Annotated in this window: 15 protein-coding genes; 3 read left to right on the forward strand and 12 right to left on the reverse strand. The window is 40.7% G+C overall.

Features of this window, described 5'->3' with window-relative positions; translation table 11 throughout:
• Window positions 1-47: 47 nt before the first annotated feature.
• Complete coding sequence (locus ATK78_RS13030; RefSeq protein WP_133576568.1) at window positions 48-668, forward strand: L-threonylcarbamoyladenylate synthase; 621 nt, start codon at window positions 48-50, stop codon at window positions 666-668.
• Window positions 669-765: 97 nt separating this feature from the next.
• Here ATK78_RS13030 and trpA read toward each other — a convergent pair whose 3' ends face one another.
• From trpA to recR, 7 genes are all read right to left on the reverse strand, one after another.
• Window positions 766-1,533: a tryptophan synthase subunit alpha gene (gene trpA, locus ATK78_RS13035; protein ID WP_133576569.1), complete on the reverse strand. Its 768-nt coding sequence runs from the start codon at window positions 1,531-1,533 to the stop codon at window positions 766-768.
• A 4-nt stretch (window positions 1,534-1,537) separates the two neighbouring features.
• Window positions 1,538-2,719, reverse strand: coding sequence for a tryptophan synthase subunit beta (gene trpB, locus ATK78_RS13040; protein ID WP_133576570.1), 1,182 nt, complete (start codon window positions 2,717-2,719; stop codon window positions 1,538-1,540).
• Between the two features lie 29 nt (window positions 2,720-2,748).
• The gene (locus ATK78_RS13045; RefSeq protein ID WP_317126208.1) at window positions 2,749-3,387 is read right to left on the reverse strand and encodes a phosphoribosylanthranilate isomerase; all 639 of its coding nucleotides are present in this window, start codon (window positions 3,385-3,387) and stop codon (window positions 2,749-2,751) included.
• Window positions 3,387-4,373, reverse strand: coding sequence for an anthranilate phosphoribosyltransferase (gene trpD / locus ATK78_RS13050; protein WP_133576571.1), 987 nt, complete (start codon window positions 4,371-4,373; stop codon window positions 3,387-3,389). Before trpD ends, ATK78_RS13045 begins: the two co-directional genes overlap by 1 nt.
• A 228-nt stretch (window positions 4,374-4,601) precedes the next feature.
• Window positions 4,602-5,444: an alpha/beta hydrolase gene (locus ATK78_RS13055; protein ID WP_133576572.1), complete on the reverse strand. Its 843-nt coding sequence runs from the start codon at window positions 5,442-5,444 to the stop codon at window positions 4,602-4,604.
• A gap of 4 nt (window positions 5,445-5,448) precedes the next feature.
• Window positions 5,449-6,264, reverse strand: a complete 816-nt coding sequence (locus tag ATK78_RS13060) for an SDR family oxidoreductase (protein ID WP_133576573.1) — start codon at window positions 6,262-6,264, stop codon at window positions 5,449-5,451.
• A gap of 43 nt (window positions 6,265-6,307) precedes the next feature.
• Window positions 6,308-6,922: a recombination mediator RecR gene (gene recR / locus ATK78_RS13065; RefSeq protein WP_133576574.1), complete on the reverse strand. Its 615-nt coding sequence runs from the start codon at window positions 6,920-6,922 to the stop codon at window positions 6,308-6,310.
• Window positions 6,923-7,051: 129 nt separating this feature from the next.
• Here recR and ATK78_RS13070 point away from each other — a divergent pair, with 129 nt between their 5' ends.
• Both ATK78_RS13070 and ATK78_RS13075 read left to right on the forward strand, forming a co-directional pair.
• Window positions 7,052-8,560 (forward strand): sodium:solute symporter, encoded by a 1,509-nt coding sequence (locus ATK78_RS13070; protein WP_133576575.1) that lies wholly within the window; start codon window positions 7,052-7,054, stop codon window positions 8,558-8,560.
• A 13-nt stretch (window positions 8,561-8,573) separates the two neighbouring features.
• Entirely contained in the window at window positions 8,574-9,281 is a 708-nt protein-coding gene (locus tag ATK78_RS13075; RefSeq protein WP_133576576.1) for an LOG family protein, read from the forward strand.
• Here ATK78_RS13075 and ATK78_RS13080 read toward each other — a convergent pair.
• From ATK78_RS13080 to ATK78_RS13100, 5 genes are all read right to left on the reverse strand, one after another.
• Entirely contained in the window at window positions 9,278-9,871 is a 594-nt protein-coding gene (locus ATK78_RS13080; protein WP_133576577.1) for a DUF502 domain-containing protein, read from the reverse strand. The genes ATK78_RS13075 and ATK78_RS13080 overlap by 4 nt on opposite strands.
• A gap of 9 nt (window positions 9,872-9,880) precedes the next feature.
• On the reverse strand, window positions 9,881-12,340 hold the full coding sequence (locus ATK78_RS13085) for a bifunctional UDP-N-acetylmuramoyl-tripeptide:D-alanyl-D-alanine ligase/alanine racemase (protein ID WP_133576578.1): 2,460 nt from the start codon (window positions 12,338-12,340) through the stop codon (window positions 9,881-9,883).
• Between the two features lie 43 nt (window positions 12,341-12,383).
• A complete protein-coding gene (locus ATK78_RS13090) occupies window positions 12,384-13,628 on the reverse strand; it encodes a DUF4153 domain-containing protein (protein ID WP_133576579.1) in 1,245 nt (414 codons plus the stop codon).
• A gap of 51 nt (window positions 13,629-13,679) precedes the next feature.
• Window positions 13,680-14,018, reverse strand: a complete 339-nt coding sequence (locus tag ATK78_RS13095; RefSeq protein ID WP_133576580.1) for a potassium transporter KefB — start codon at window positions 14,016-14,018, stop codon at window positions 13,680-13,682.
• Window positions 14,019-14,137: 119 nt separating this feature from the next.
• The gene (locus ATK78_RS13100; protein WP_133576581.1) at window positions 14,138-14,458 is read right to left on the reverse strand and encodes a hypothetical protein; all 321 of its coding nucleotides are present in this window, start codon (window positions 14,456-14,458) and stop codon (window positions 14,138-14,140) included.
• Window positions 14,459-14,513: the final 55 nt, after the last annotated feature.

Below are 14,513 nucleotides of genomic sequence, written 5' to 3' on the forward strand. Positions count from 1 at the left end.
AGAACAATTAATATCTCATTTCGGATCAAGATTTTGTAAATTTGCACATGCTAATTAAAATCTACCCCGAAAATCCAAACCCTAAAGCAATTGAACAAGCTGTAGAAGTATTGAAAAAGGGAGGCATCATCATTTACCCTACCGATACAGTATATGGGATGGGATGCGACATTACCAATCAGCGTGCCATTGAAAAGATCTGTAAGCTAAGAGGCATTAAGCCCGAAAAGGCAAACTTCTCCTTCATATGCTCCGATCTAAGGCATATTTCTGACTATATTAAACCCATTGACACCACGGTCTTCAGGGTACTGAAAAAAGCATTGCCCGGCCCTTTTACCTTCATCTTTAATGCAAACAATAACGTTCCGAAGCTATTAAGCTCCAATAAAAAGACGGTAGGTATCCGGGTGCCCGACAATAGCATTGCACGTGAAATTGTGCATCAATTGGGAAATCCAATATTATCAACCTCTATTCATGATGATGATGAGTTGGTTGAATATTCAACTGATCCTGAATTGATCCATGAAAAGTATGAGGACAAAGTAGATCTGATCATTGATGGCGGCTATGGAGATAATCTGGCCTCTACGGTGGTTGATTGTACATCAGGCGACTTTGAGATCATCCGTGATGGAAAAGGAAATCTGGAAGACTTTTTATAGAAATAGCCTTATGGTTAATACAATAGCCGAAGCAAGGAAAATGATCTTTACGCTCTTCCGCTTCGGCTATTAAATTTGCATGATATCTTTAAGACAGTTAAGGTCTGAAGGTTTTCATAAAGCTTTGGATACTTAGCTGAAGATCATCTGCCTTAAGGCTTTTTACAAAAGCACTCCCAACAATAGCACCTTTTGCGTATTTACATGCTTTATCAAACGTTTCTCTGCTGCTGATCCCAAATCCGATTATAGTCGGGTTGTTGAGTTTCAATGCTTCAATCCTGGAAAAATAAGCTTCTGTATCTTCTGATACATTTAAATGCTGACCGGTAGTTGCAGATGAAGAAAGCAGGTAAATGAAACCGTTGCTCAATCCGTCAATCTTCCTGATTCTATCCGGTGAGGTTTGAGGGGTAACCAAAAATATATTGCTGATCCCATTTGCCTCAAAAATTGGGGCATATAAGTCTTCATACTCCACCATGGGTAAATCCGGAACAATACATCCATCAACACCCACTTCCGCACATGCCTTACAAAAGTTCTCTACACCAAACTGAAGCATTGGGTTAACATAGCCCATTAATAAAACAGGAATACTGACTGTTTTACGCAGGTCTTTAAGCTGCTCAAATAACAGTTTCAGATCCATACCATTGTCTAATGCCTGCTTGCTGCTGGCCTGAATTACAGGCCCGTCTGCCACAGGATCTGAGTAAGGGAACCCAATTTCAAGCAGATCAGCTCCGCAACGTTCCAGTTCTTCTGCAATGGCTACAGTATCTCCAAGATTAGGATATCCAGCTGTATAATAAATTGACAATATATCTTTCTTCTCTTTAAATAATGTTTTTATCCTATTCATCGTATTATAAACCAAAATATTTCATGTATGTATCCATGTCTTTATCGCCTCTTCCAGACAAACATATCACTACGTTTTCTGCACCGGTAAACGTCATTTTCTCCAGGTAAGCCAATGCATGAGCACTTTCAATAGCAGGAATTATTCCTTCCATTTGTGTCAGCAGCAATCCGGCTTGCAGCGATTCATCGTCAGTAATTGAAACATATTTACCACGGCCGGTTTTAAACAAATGTGCGTGCTGAGGGCCAATACCCGGATAATCCAGGCCAGCAGATACCGAATGCGGTTCTACCACTTGTCCGTCGTGGGTTTGCATTAAGATGCTCCTGCTGCCATGAAGCACACCTTCCTTACCTAAAGTAGTTGTAGCAGCAGAAAAACCACTGTCCACCCCTTTACCAGCTGCTTCAACAGCAATCAGTTTTACATTTTCATCGTCAATAAAATGATAGAACATCCCCATGGCATTACTACCGCCGCCCACACAAGCCAGCACATAATCAGGCTGGTCGTTACCGGTTTGCTCAATCAGTTGCTTCTTCGTTTCTTCAGAGATAATGGATTGAAAAATAGCCACCATATCCGGATACGGATGCGGGCCAACTACAGAACCAATAATGTAATGGGTATCTACCGGATTGTTGATCCAGTCGCGCATGGCTTCATTGGTTGCATCTTTAAGTGTTTTACTGCCAGATGTTGCCGGTACAACCTTAGCCCCCAGCATCTTCATCCTGGCTACGTTGGGAGCTTGTCGTTCAATATCGATCTCGCCCATGTACACCACACATTCCAGCCCGCGCAACGCACAAACTGTAGCAGTAGCCACACCATGCTGCCCGGCACCGGTTTCTGCAATGATCCTTTTTTTACCCAGCCGCTCTGCCAGCAGGATCTGACCAATGGTATTGTTGATCTTATGTGCCCCGGTATGGTTCAGGTCTTCTCTTTTAAGAAAGATATTTGCATTGTACTTTTTAGACAAACGTTTTGCCAGGTATAATGGTGAAGGCCTGCCCACATAATCCTTAAGCAGCTGATGAAATTCCTTCTGGAAATCTGCATCATCAATTATTTTCAAATAATTCTGTCTAAGTTCTTCTACATTAGGATATAACATTTCAGGAATGTAAGCCCCTCCAAAATCTCCGTAATATCCTTTTTCGTTTACAAAATAACTCATAGTCGTATCTTTATTTTTTCGGATGCCGGTTAATACGACATCATGTTCTTAAATTCCATCAATTGATCGGTGTCCTTTAAACCAGGCTCCAGTTCAAACCTGCTGTTCACATCTACAGCATATAACCGCGTATCCTTTATTTTGTTCAATTCATCGATGCTGTTTAAAGATATACCGCCGCTTAAAAAATAAGGTTTGTTTAATGTATATTTTTCAAGGATCAGCCAGTCGAATGTTTTACCGGAGCCACCATGACCGGGTGTTTGTGTATCGAATAAAAAATAATCCACAACATCCATATAGTCCTTTAAAACATCAAAATCAAAGCTGGCACCAACACCAAAAGCTTTAATAAGCTCTGTTTCTGCAGGTAACAGCTGCTTAATGGCCAAACAGTCGGCTACAGTTTCCTTACCATGCAGCTGCACGGCATTTAAACCATATTGTATGGTAAGCGCTGCAACCTGTAAAGGTTCTTCATCAACAAATACGCCTGTCTTTTTAATACCTGCGGGTAAAGACTGCAACACGGCTGCACTTAAATCAGCAACATACCGCTTAGAGCCTTTATAAAATATAAAACCTAAATAATCTGGCTGCAATTCAGCAATAGCTGCAATATTATCAGGGAACTTCATTCCACAGACCTTTAGTTTTATATTCATCATCAAGCAATTAACTTTTTAAATGCATCTAATGCTTTGCTATTTAATAGCGATTCTTCAGCTTCATAATAACAATCGGCAAAAGATTTAGTACTGTCAATGGTATTGATTGCTAAAGCGGCATTGCAAAGCACCACATTTTGCTGGGCATCGGTTGCCGTATTATTCAATACGTTAACAAATATCTCAGCAGAGGATTCGACCGTATCCCCACCTTTGATCAGCGATTCGTCTATCTCAGAAAAGCCCAGGTCTGCAATACTTAGAAGTGCCTCTCCGGTCTTACTAAACGTTTTAAAGTCGCAGGTCATCGAAACCTCATCAAAACCATCAACGGCATGTAATATCGTATAATTCTTATCGGTATCCTGATACAGGTACGCATACAGGCGGGCAAGCTCCAGGCTAAACACACCAACGATCTGATTTTTTGGCTGAGCCGGGTTTACCATTGGCCCAAGCATATTAAAAAAGGTTTTTACACCCAGCTCTTTACGGATCGGGGCAACTGTTTTCATCGCCGGATTAAATAAAGGAGCGTGGATAAAGCAAATTCCAGCGGTATCTAAACTACGCTTCAACGTATCCTGATTATTTGTAAAGGAATAACCCAAATATTCCATCACGTTAGAAGAGCCACATCCGGATGAAACCCCATAGTTACCATGCTTGGCAACCTTATAACCCGCACCAGCTACCACAAAAGAAGCCAGTGTAGAAATGTTAAAGGTGTCTTTGCCATCACCACCGGTTCCGCAAAGATCAACCAGTTCATAATCCGAAAGGTCAACTTTTAAACAGAGATCCAGCATGGCATCACGAAAACCCTGTAACTCAGCTACGGTAATGTTTCTCATTCCATAAGCCGTAATAAAAGCAGCGATCTGCGAGGTATTAAATTCGCCTAAAGCAATAGAAGTTAAGATCCGTTGTGCTTCTTCCCTGCTAAAGGTTTTGTTTTCAAATAGGTGGTTTAGTATTTTCTTCATGTTATTTAACTTCTTAAAAGAAGCTTTTCAAAATCCTGTAAAACAAAAAAGGTTGCCTTAAAGCAACCCTCAAAATATTTTTATGTAAATAAAACGTTCTAAATAGGGTTACACTACGCTATCGCGTTGTGCCACCACCAAATATTAAGTCCGTTTGTTTGTATCATTCTGAAGCAAATATGGAATTGTTTTTGCAAAGCAGCAAATCTTTCCTGAAAAAAAATCATTTTAATTGCGTTTTATAAAATCAATGGAATATTTATAAAGCTTATTCCAGCCAAAGATCATCTGGCTGATCATTCCAACATGCTTCTTATTTTTAATGACGTGCATCTCCGTACGGATCTTATGATCTGTTAATATTTTATTCAGGCGTTCCGACTGGATCTGTATTGCCGGATACGTTTTCTCTCCGTAAAAGATCAAATGTGGATTACGGATATAACTAACATAATTTAAAGGAGATCCTTTTGTCCAGATAGCAGGATCAGCTGAAAATGTGCGGATAAAGTTGTCATAATTTGCATCCTTTTCAGCTTTAGTCAGGTATTCATTCATATCAAGACCAAAAGCATCATCGAGGATCATTCCCTTTATAGGATTAGGCAAACCTGCAGCCTTAAAGTATTTAGGGTCTGCATTGATCAGTTCAGCAAGATGTGCACCAGCAGAGTGCCCCATTAAAAAGATCCTCTTAGGGTTACCGCCATAATTTTTAATGTTGTTCACCGTCCACTTTACTGCAGCTGCGCAATCTGTGGCCATTTGCTCATACTTGTAGTTCGGGGCAAGGCTGTAATTCAGGATCACAGTTACCACACCTTTACGTGCAAAGTTTCTGCCCAGCCACCAATAGGTTTCTTTCTTACCGGTACTCCAGGAACCGCCGTGAATAAAGATGATCACATCCTGGGCCGTATCAACCTTTGTTTTGTGAAACACGTTCAGCTGCGTCCTGATGTTATTTACCTTGCCGGAATAGTCTATGTTCCTTTCTACTTTAACCTTTGCAGATGTGGTAAATGCCTGTCCTAAAAATGCAAGTAATGCGAGTAAAAAGGTAAACTTCATGCAGCTATTTAATTAGGGCGTTCTTCTCCTTTGTAAAATGATTAAACACCAGTTTATCGGCCAGGGCCGGCAATAATTTATTCAACCATACGGTCAGTTTACCTTGCCCGGTAATTACCATCGTGCGCTTTCTGGAGGCTATTCCATCTGCCATTAGGATGGCAACGGCTTCTGCAGTCATCATTTTATCTTCTTCCATACTGGTTTCTCCATGTGCTTCACCATCTTTAGACAGGGCGGCAACACGAATATTGGAAGTTGTAAAACCAGGGCAAGCCACCATCACATGCACACCTGTCTTTAGCAGTTCGGTGCGCAGGGACTCCATAAAACCATTCATCGCAAATTTTGAGGCCGAATAACCGGTTCTGCCGGGTAAACCGCGGTAACCCGCAATAGAAGATACGCCAATTACACTGCCTTTGGTTTTTAAGATCTCAGGCAGCGCATACTTGGTACAATAAACCGTTCCCCAAAAGTTAACATCCATCAGGTTCTTTAGTACAGACAGGTCAACATCATTGAACAGTGCACGCATGGATAAACCAGCATTATTTACCAGGATATCTACTTTGTTAAAAGTAGCCAATGCTTGCTTAACTAAAAATTCACAATCTTCGGCTTTGCTTACATCTGCCTGAACGGCGATGGCCTTAATACCGAAGTTTTTTTCCAGTTCAGCAGTAATTTCACAAAGGGTAACGTACTGTCTTGCCGCAAGTACCAGGTTGGCACCCCGTTTGGCAAATTCTTCAGCACAAGCTTTGCCAATACCGGATGATGCGCCGGTAATAATGATCACTTTATTCTTAAAATCCATTTTGATGAGTTAAATGATGTTATTATTGAAATTGGTTTAAGGATTACCTCATGGCAGTTTCATAGGGTACCCGGGTTACAATAGAACGGCCCAGGGTAATCTCATCTGCATATTCAAGCTCGCCGCCAAATGCTATACCTCTTGCAATTGTAGTAACCGGGATCTGAAAATCTTTGAGTCTTTTATACAGGTAAAAAATGGTAGTATCACCTTCCATGGTTGCACTCAGCGCCAATATAATCTCCTTAACCGGTGTAGTAGCCACCCGCTGAACCAGTGAATCTATAAAAAGGTCTGAAGGGCCAATGCCATCCATAGGAGAAATTAATCCGCCAAGCACGTGGTAAACGCCAAAGTACTGCCCCGTATTTTCCACAGCCATTACATCCCTGGTATCCTCAACCACACAGATGATCTCCTTTTCCCTTTTGCTGGCCGAGCAGATCTCACAAATATTGTGATCAGAAATATTATGACAGATGGTGCAGTGTTTGATCTCTTTTCTCAGCCTCACAATCGCATTTCCAAAATGCTCCACCTCCTCCTGCTCCTTGTTTAATAAGTGTAATACCAACCGAAGGGCAGTCTTTTGTCCAACGCCGGGTAATTTAGCAAACTCACCAACAGCGTCTTCAAGCAGTTTAGAAGAAAAGTTCATTTTACAAACTTAGAGAAATTCTGTAAGCATTTATAAATGCAGTCAAAAATTGAATCTTATTTTAATAATTGTGATAGGATTTGACTTTTAGAAGATGATTTTCTTACATTTAAAAGCTAAAATCAAACTATGAGCCCGGCTATACTTTTATCTTTTTTAATAGGCTATTTTTTGCTGCTGATCGTCATTGCGTTTGCAACATCAAAGAAGTCGTCAGACAATTCTACCTTTTTCATTGCAAACAGGAACTCTAAATGGTATTTAGTGGCCTTTGGAATGATTGGTACCGCACTATCCGGAGTTACCTTTATCTCCGTTCCCGGAGAGGTTGGATCTCCGGCAGGTAACCAGTTCCAATACTTTCAATTTATAATAGGTAACGCGATTGGGTTTATCATTATAGCCACAGTCCTGCTCCCGCTTTATTACCGGATGAAGCTTACTTCCATTTACAGCTATATTGAGCAGCGCCTGGGGTTTTACAGTTACAAAACGGCAGCATCAATATTCCTGATCAGCCGTACTATAGGTTCAGCTTTTAGATTGTACCTGGTGGTTATCGTTTTACAGCGGTTCATATTTGACAGCTATGGCATCCCCTTTTGGGCAACAGTATTGATCTCACTCATTCTGATCTGGTCATACACCTTTAAAGGCGGACTTAAAACGATCATCATTACAGACACCCTGCAAACGTTTTTCCTGGTATTGTCTGTATTCTTAACGCTTTACTTCATTTGCAGCAGCCTGGATCTTGATATTCCAAAAACCTTTGAAACGATAAAAAACAGCGGCTACTCGAAGATCTTCTTTTATGAAGATTTTCTAACGAGCAACTTCCACTTCAGCAAACAGCTGCTTGGCGGAATATTTGTTACCATTGCCATGACCGGTCTCGATCAGGATCTGATGCAGAAGAACCTGAGTATGAAGACCATTGGAGAAGCTCAAAAGAACATGTTTACATTTACTGGTGTATTTGTGGTATTGAACATCTTCTTTTTAAGCGTTGGGGCGTTATTGTATATCTATGCAACAAAGAATGGCATAGAGATTCCATTAGACCACGTGACAGGTAAACCAAGAACCGACTTTCTGTTCCCGGAGATCGCCTTTAACCATTTGAGCCTGATCCCTGGAATTGTGTTCATGCTTGGATTGACCGCTGCTACTTTTGCCACTACCGACTCTGCCCTAACTGCTTTAACCACATCTTTTTGCGTAGACTTTCTGCAAATGGATAAAGGCGAAAATTCCAATTCAAAAGCATCTGTAAACAAAAGGCACCTGGTACATGTTGCATTCTCACTGCTGATGTTCGTGGTGATCATTGTATTTAATGCGCTTAATGATGAGTCTGTAGTAAAGGGAATATTTAAAGTTGCATCCTATACCTACGGCCCGCTGTTGGGGCTATATAGCTTTGGTCTTTTTGTAAAGAACAGGGGCTTACATGATAAATTGGTTCCGTTTGTTTGTGTCATTTCTCCGGCATTATGCTATTTATTGAATGAGAATTCAGTACAATTGTTAGGAGGCTATAAGTTTAGCGTAGAATTGATATTGGTTAACGGACTAATCACCTTTATCGGACTGTTACTGATCAGTAAAAAGACAGATCAGCAAACCAAATTTTAATAGAATATCGAAGATGACAAGTGAAGAGAAAATAAGAAGTGCGTTTGAAAACAAAAACTGGCAGGAAATAAAAGTTACAGATTCCTGGCAGATCTTTAAAATAATGGCCGAGTTTGTTGACGGCTTTGAGAAACTGGCAAAAATAGGACCCTGTGTATCCATATTTGGTTCAGCAAGAACAGCAGAAACCAATCCATATTATGAGATTGCTGTTGAATGCGGTCGTTTGCTTACTGAGCGTGGCTATGGGGTAATTACAGGCGGTGGCCCGGGTATTATGGAAGCAGGTAATAAAGGAGCTCATCTAAACGGCGGTAAATCTGTTGGTCTAAATATCGAACTTCCTTTTGAGCAGTTCCACAACAAATATATTGATCACAATAAGTTACTGGAATTTGACTACTTTTTTATCCGTAAGGTAATGTTCATGAAGTACTCACAAGGATTTATTGTATTACCAGGAGGAATGGGTACAATGGATGAGCTTTTTGAAGCGATCACACTGATCCAAACCGGAAAAATTGCCAGGTTCCCGATCGTACTGGTCGGTAAAGCGTATTGGGGTGGACTGGTAGACTGGATTAAAAGTACCATGCTGCAAAAGGAGCACAACATTCATGAAGAAGATCTGAATCTTTTCAGATTGGTAGATACAGCTGAAGAAGCAACAGAACACATCTTCAGATTCTATGAAAAGTACGTACTGAAACCAAATTTCTAGCTAAAATGGCTCACTCCGCCAGATACAACTAATTTCATGGCATCGGCGGCGCTCATTTCCAGTGGTTTGATCTTTTCGTTCTTCACCACATAGACTTGTCCGGCAAAGGAATACGAAAATGGAAAATATACGATGGATTCGCCCGGCAATCCAATGCCTGATAAATCACTCTGCGTTAAAAAACCAATCCGTTTAAGGTCCCCTTCTACCTCAACCAGAACGGGACTGTTAAATTTCTTCTCATCACCCACAAAAGCTTCAGTAAGATCTTTAATGGAAGAATAGATGAAATTAACAATCGGAAGCCGATCCAATGCACGTTTAAACCAATTGTACATGGGTTCGGTTACAAAGTAGGTAACAAAGATACCGGCAGAAAGAATGATGGATATCACAAGCACCAACCCCAATCCGGGAATATTCCTGCTTGCCCCGGTTTTAGGATCAACACCCAAAATATTGTTTACATTAACCCAGCTATCTACTGTAGTAACTGCCCAGATAACAATAAAAATACTCAGTGCGATGGGCAGCACAATCAATAACCCTTTAATCAGGTAATTTAATAAAGCCCTACCAATTCTATTCATGCTGCAAAACTACTCATAAAAATACACCCGTTTAACCCTTTGCGAGATATTTGTGAGGATCTCATACGGAATGGTATCGATCTGACTGGCTAATTGGGCAATAGTTAGCGTCCCATTAAACACAATAACTTCATCACCAGTGTTAACATCCATACCGGTCACATCAAGCATACACATATCCATGCAGATCACGCCCACAGTAGGAACAGGTTTACCATGAATGAGCATCTGCCCAATACCATTACCAAATTTCCGGTTGTATCCATCAGCATAACCAATTTTTACAGTGGCAATACTCCCGCCATCCGGCAAACTGCCTTTACGGCTATAACCTATGGTCTCATTGGGTTTAATCTGTTTAACCTGCGTCACCGTAGTCTTTAAAACGGCTACCGTCTGCAGGCCTTTATTATTAACCAGGGCGCCATCAAAGCCATATAGGCCAATTCCAATCCTTACCATATCCAACTGTGCATTGGGATGCCTGGAAATGCCAGAGGTATTGGAAATGTGCCTGATGAATGAATATCCCAACCCCTTCTCAATCTGATCAGTGATCACGGCGAACCTATCGATCTGATGTTTTGTAAAATCATCATGAAGTTCATTTTCACTGCCTACCAGGTGAGAAAAGACCGACACGACCTTTACTTTTTTAAGTTCATTTAAATAAGTCAGCAAGTCTGTCAGATCAGATTCTTCAAAACCCAGACGATGCATTCCGGTATCTATTTTAAGATGGACAGGATAATCATATTCATTATCGTTTAAGAACAGGCTAAAGCTTTTTAAGATCTCCAGATTGTATAGCTCAGGTTCCAGATGATGCTTAACAATGGCGTCAAAGGCAGAAGGTTCAGGGCTCATTACCATAATTGGCATGGTAATTCCAGCTTTTCTTAAGGATATGCCTTCATCTGCATAGGCAACGGCAAGGTAATCTACTTTATGATATTGCAGCAGGTTGGCAATTTCAAAGCTACCGCTTCCATAAGAAAAGGCTTTAACCATGGCCATGATCTTAACCTCAGGACGGAGTTTGCTCTTGTAAAACTGCAGGTTCCCGGCCAGCGCATTTAAATCTATTTCCAGAACAGTATCATGGATCTTCTGGGTAATTAATTTGCTGATCCGCTCAAATTCAAACCTCCTGGCTCCTTTAACCAGGATGGTTTCATTCATAAAATGTAACGAAGGAAAATCCGCTATAAAAGATTGGGTGCTTTCAAAAAATGAAGCTTCCATTTCAAAGAATTCTGCACAGGCAGAAATACGGGGACCGATCCCAATTAACCGGTTCAGGTTTTTCTGTTTAAGTAAATCAGCAATTTCATGGTAAAGGATCTCATCATTCTTACCGGTTTCATACAGATCGGACAGGATCAGGGTTTTCTTTGGATGCTGGTTTTGAAGATTTAGAAAATCAAGGGCAATGGCCAAAGAAGAAATATCCGCACTGTACGAATCGTCGATCACAGAACATTGGTTGATGCCATTTTTAAGTTCCAGGCGCATACCGACCAGCGTTAGTTTCTCCAAACGCAAATCGGCCTCTTCAGGTGTATAACCCAGGGCCAGTAAGGTTGCCCAGCAAATGATCCCATTCTCTACAGATGCCCTATCGCGAAAAGGGATGAGGCATTCTATTTCTTGTCCTTTAAAATTTGCACGGATGTAATTTCTGCCATCTATAGGCTCTATGAATAAGATCTGCAGATCAGCTTTTTGTTTCTGGCTCCAGGAGAATTTTAATTTACCGGGTAGGTCATTGATACTAAAACCCTCGGTGTAATCCGGAGAGTAGATCAGCAGTTCTGCATCCTTAAAGAGTTTTAATTTTTCTGTAAGCTTCTCTTTGTGTGAAGAGAACCCTTCCGCATGCGCCTCTCCTATATTGGTCAGTATCCCAATCTCAGGTTTGATAACTGCGGCTAGGCTATCCATTTCGCCATTCTTCGAAATCCCGGCTTCAAAAATACCCATGGTATGTTCAGGCTCAATTTGCCAAACCGATAAGGGTACGCCAATCTGGGAATTGAAGCTTTTCGGACTGCGGATGATGTTAAAATCAGCCGCAAGAAGCTGATAAAGCCACTCCTTAACAATGGTTTTACCATTACTACCGGTAATGGCCAAAACTTTTAAATCGTGCTGTCTGCGTCTGTAGCCAGCTAAGATCTGCAAGGCGGCCAACACATCCGTAACAATCAAAAAATTGGCATCACTGAAAAGCGCTGCATATGAAGGATCACTGATTACAAAATTCCTGATCCCGTTTAAATACGCATCTGCAAGGTAGGTATGTCCGTCTCTTTTTGCCTGTAATGCAAAGAACAAAGATTCTTCCGGATCGATAACGATCCTGCTGTCAATAACCAGCTTTGTAATTACCGGTTCATTTATTCTTAAAACTGGTTTCGCATTTAAGATATCAGCAATCGTTGAAATGGTATACACAGGATGGATCATAGATCAAAATTAACCTTTTGCCGGAAGTGTAGCAAATCTGTATTTATTTAAAGCCAAATATCAACGGAAATATGAAAGTCACAATAATTGTCCATACAAAATAAATCGGCAGATAAGAAGCAATGGCTTTTCCTACGTTGATGACATCTGCTTTTTTCGAAAGCACCTTAAAAAGCTGCGTAGTTACCAAAAGTAGATTGATCAGGATTAAGACGTTGCCCCCCAGAACAGCAGCCCGGTTTGGTGTAATTCCCCATTCTGAGATCCGGAGTATAATCGCAGAAAGTGCAACACTATTAACAATGATGGTAACCACAGAGAGCACAAAAAGAATCCAGATTTGCATATAGCTTTTAGTTGATCTGGATATTTCAGCAACAGAAAAGAAAATAATGGCCATAACACCGATTAACAGCGCGTTAAAAATCATTAGAAAATCCCGGTTGTTGTAAGGGTTCTTACCAGAATAAACAATGGCAATAAGATAAACCACCAGCATGATGAGTACCAGCGGACTGAATAATTTAGCGATTACCGGAGAAACTTTACCTACCAGCTGTGGATTGGTCTGGGTAAGGTAAGTGCCTATAATTGGTGCAGCAGCAAGCCCCATAACAACAATATTCTGGGAATAAAACCTTTCAATATGAAAGCCGATCAGTGAAAACAGGCCAATGGTTATACCAGTCATAATCCCTCCGGCTATGAGGATTAGCGTTGTAATGACCACCAGATCGCCGTTATATTTTAAAAAGCCCAACCGCCTCTCGTCCTTATTTTTCTGATCACCAGTAAATGCAAAACCCAGTACAGACCATAAAAACAACAGTAAATGAACGCAAGATAAGATCAGGGTATCACTTTTCTTAACATCAGGAAGCAAGTTGATAAAAATCAGGCCGGTAAGAACTGCACCGATAGAAAAAGCAATTTTAGGGCTTGATAATTTATTCTTCCAGGCAAAGTAAACGGTCAGCAGCGGAAAAACGACAAAGCCAACATTCCTGGGATAGAAAAAGTCTTCATTTATAGCGAAAATAGACGGCAGCTTTGCAATAAGTCCTGCAATCAGTGCCGCAATGATCACGAATACCAATTCTCTGCCTGTGCCCCAACTGATGCGGTCACTTTCAAAATTTAATCTTTCATGCCAGAAATCAGCAGCAGTGCCGCCCTTAAGTTCCGGATATAACAAATCAAATTCCCGTTTAAAAGACACTTTGTTGGTCCGGTAAATCTTTTCAAGTTGCCCTGGATCATTCAGATGGGCAAATATTTTATCTTTCATGAGTTATATTTTAATCAAAATCTTTAATACAATACGAATCAGACCAATCGGTTAGTCCCACAATGTGCCATCCAATCCTAAAACAGTGCCCAGCCAAAGTGCAATGACGTATACAATCAGACACAATATATTTACCGATATCTTTCTCCAGCCCCCCATGTTGCGCAAAGGGTCCATCAAGTGATAAAATAAAGCGCCCATTGCACCAGCTAACGTAACAATGATCAATGGTCTGATCATCCAGAATTTCGGCCATGCCGGGTTAGGTTCTCCAGCTTGAAGCAAAAAAAATGCAATCAGAATTAAAGCCAGTCCGGCACCCAGCAGAATCCGTTTAGCCAATGAAGCAGAATGAGTCGTTTGTGTTGTTAAATTGTTTGTCCGTGTCATGATAATTTAATTTACAAGTTATAAATGGTTTATGTATTTGGAAGCCCTTTAGATATAAGCATATTAACCACCAGCCAATTGCTTTGCATTATTTGAGCAATTCTGTCAGTTTGATATTTTCAATAAGACCTTCTTATTTTATAGAATAAATAATGAATAACCAGGGCAAGGATAGTCCAGTAAAAAGCAAAACCAATAAGAAAGAATGGAGGAGGTGTATCCGGGTCCTGACGTAAGAATTCAATAAAAGGCAATAGTGGCCCTATCAAAACTATTTTTACAGGAGACAAAATGGTAGATACAGTAGATTTCCAGGCCACTTGTGATTCTGCCCCTATCAAAGCCTCAGGGGATTGGTCTAACAGCAAGTTGGTGCCGAAAATAAAGGCAAATGCAAAAAAGAGGAAGAGCGAAATAAATTTTATTCTTGAAATATTCATAGCTATCGTAGTTAGGTTATTATTAATGTATTCACGGAGAGCATTGATCCTTAGC

The sequence above is a fragment of the Pedobacter metabolipauper genome (genome assembly GCF_004362715.1).
Lineage (GTDB): Bacteria > Bacteroidota > Bacteroidia > Sphingobacteriales > Sphingobacteriaceae > Pedobacter > Pedobacter metabolipauper.

Coding starts and splice junctions, on each gene's coding strand:
- ATK78_RS13075 (WP_133576576.1), top strand. CDS start 8,574: ATGACAAGTGAAGAGAAAATAAGAAGTGCGTTTGAAAACAAAAACTGG.
- ATK78_RS13095 (WP_133576580.1), bottom strand. CDS start 14,018: ATGACACGGACAAACAATTTAACAACACAAACGACTCATTCTGCTTCA.
- ATK78_RS13070 (WP_133576575.1), top strand. CDS start 7,052: ATGAGCCCGGCTATACTTTTATCTTTTTTAATAGGCTATTTTTTGCTG.
- ATK78_RS13060 (WP_133576573.1), bottom strand. CDS start 6,264: ATGGATTTTAAGAATAAAGTGATCATTATTACCGGCGCATCATCCGGT.
- trpA (WP_133576569.1), bottom strand. CDS start 1,533: ATGAATAGGATAAAAACATTATTTAAAGAGAAGAAAGATATATTGTCA.
- recR (WP_133576574.1), bottom strand. CDS start 6,922: ATGAACTTTTCTTCTAAACTGCTTGAAGACGCTGTTGGTGAGTTTGCT.
- ATK78_RS13100 (WP_133576581.1), bottom strand. CDS start 14,458: ATGAATATTTCAAGAATAAAATTTATTTCGCTCTTCCTCTTTTTTGCA.
- ATK78_RS13045 (WP_317126208.1), bottom strand. CDS start 3,387: ATGATGAATATAAAACTAAAGGTCTGTGGAATGAAGTTCCCTGATAAT.
- ATK78_RS13090 (WP_133576579.1), bottom strand. CDS start 13,628: ATGAAAGATAAAATATTTGCCCATCTGAATGATCCAGGGCAACTTGAA.
- ATK78_RS13080 (WP_133576577.1), bottom strand. CDS start 9,871: ATGAATAGAATTGGTAGGGCTTTATTAAATTACCTGATTAAAGGGTTA.
- ATK78_RS13085 (WP_133576578.1), bottom strand. CDS start 12,340: ATGATCCATCCTGTGTATACCATTTCAACGATTGCTGATATCTTAAAT.
- trpD (WP_133576571.1), bottom strand. CDS start 4,373: ATGAAGAAAATACTAAACCACCTATTTGAAAACAAAACCTTTAGCAGG.
- trpB (WP_133576570.1), bottom strand. CDS start 2,719: ATGAGTTATTTTGTAAACGAAAAAGGATATTACGGAGATTTTGGAGGG.
- ATK78_RS13055 (WP_133576572.1), bottom strand. CDS start 5,444: ATGAAGTTTACCTTTTTACTCGCATTACTTGCATTTTTAGGACAGGCA.
- ATK78_RS13030 (WP_133576568.1), top strand. CDS start 48: ATGCTAATTAAAATCTACCCCGAAAATCCAAACCCTAAAGCAATTGAA.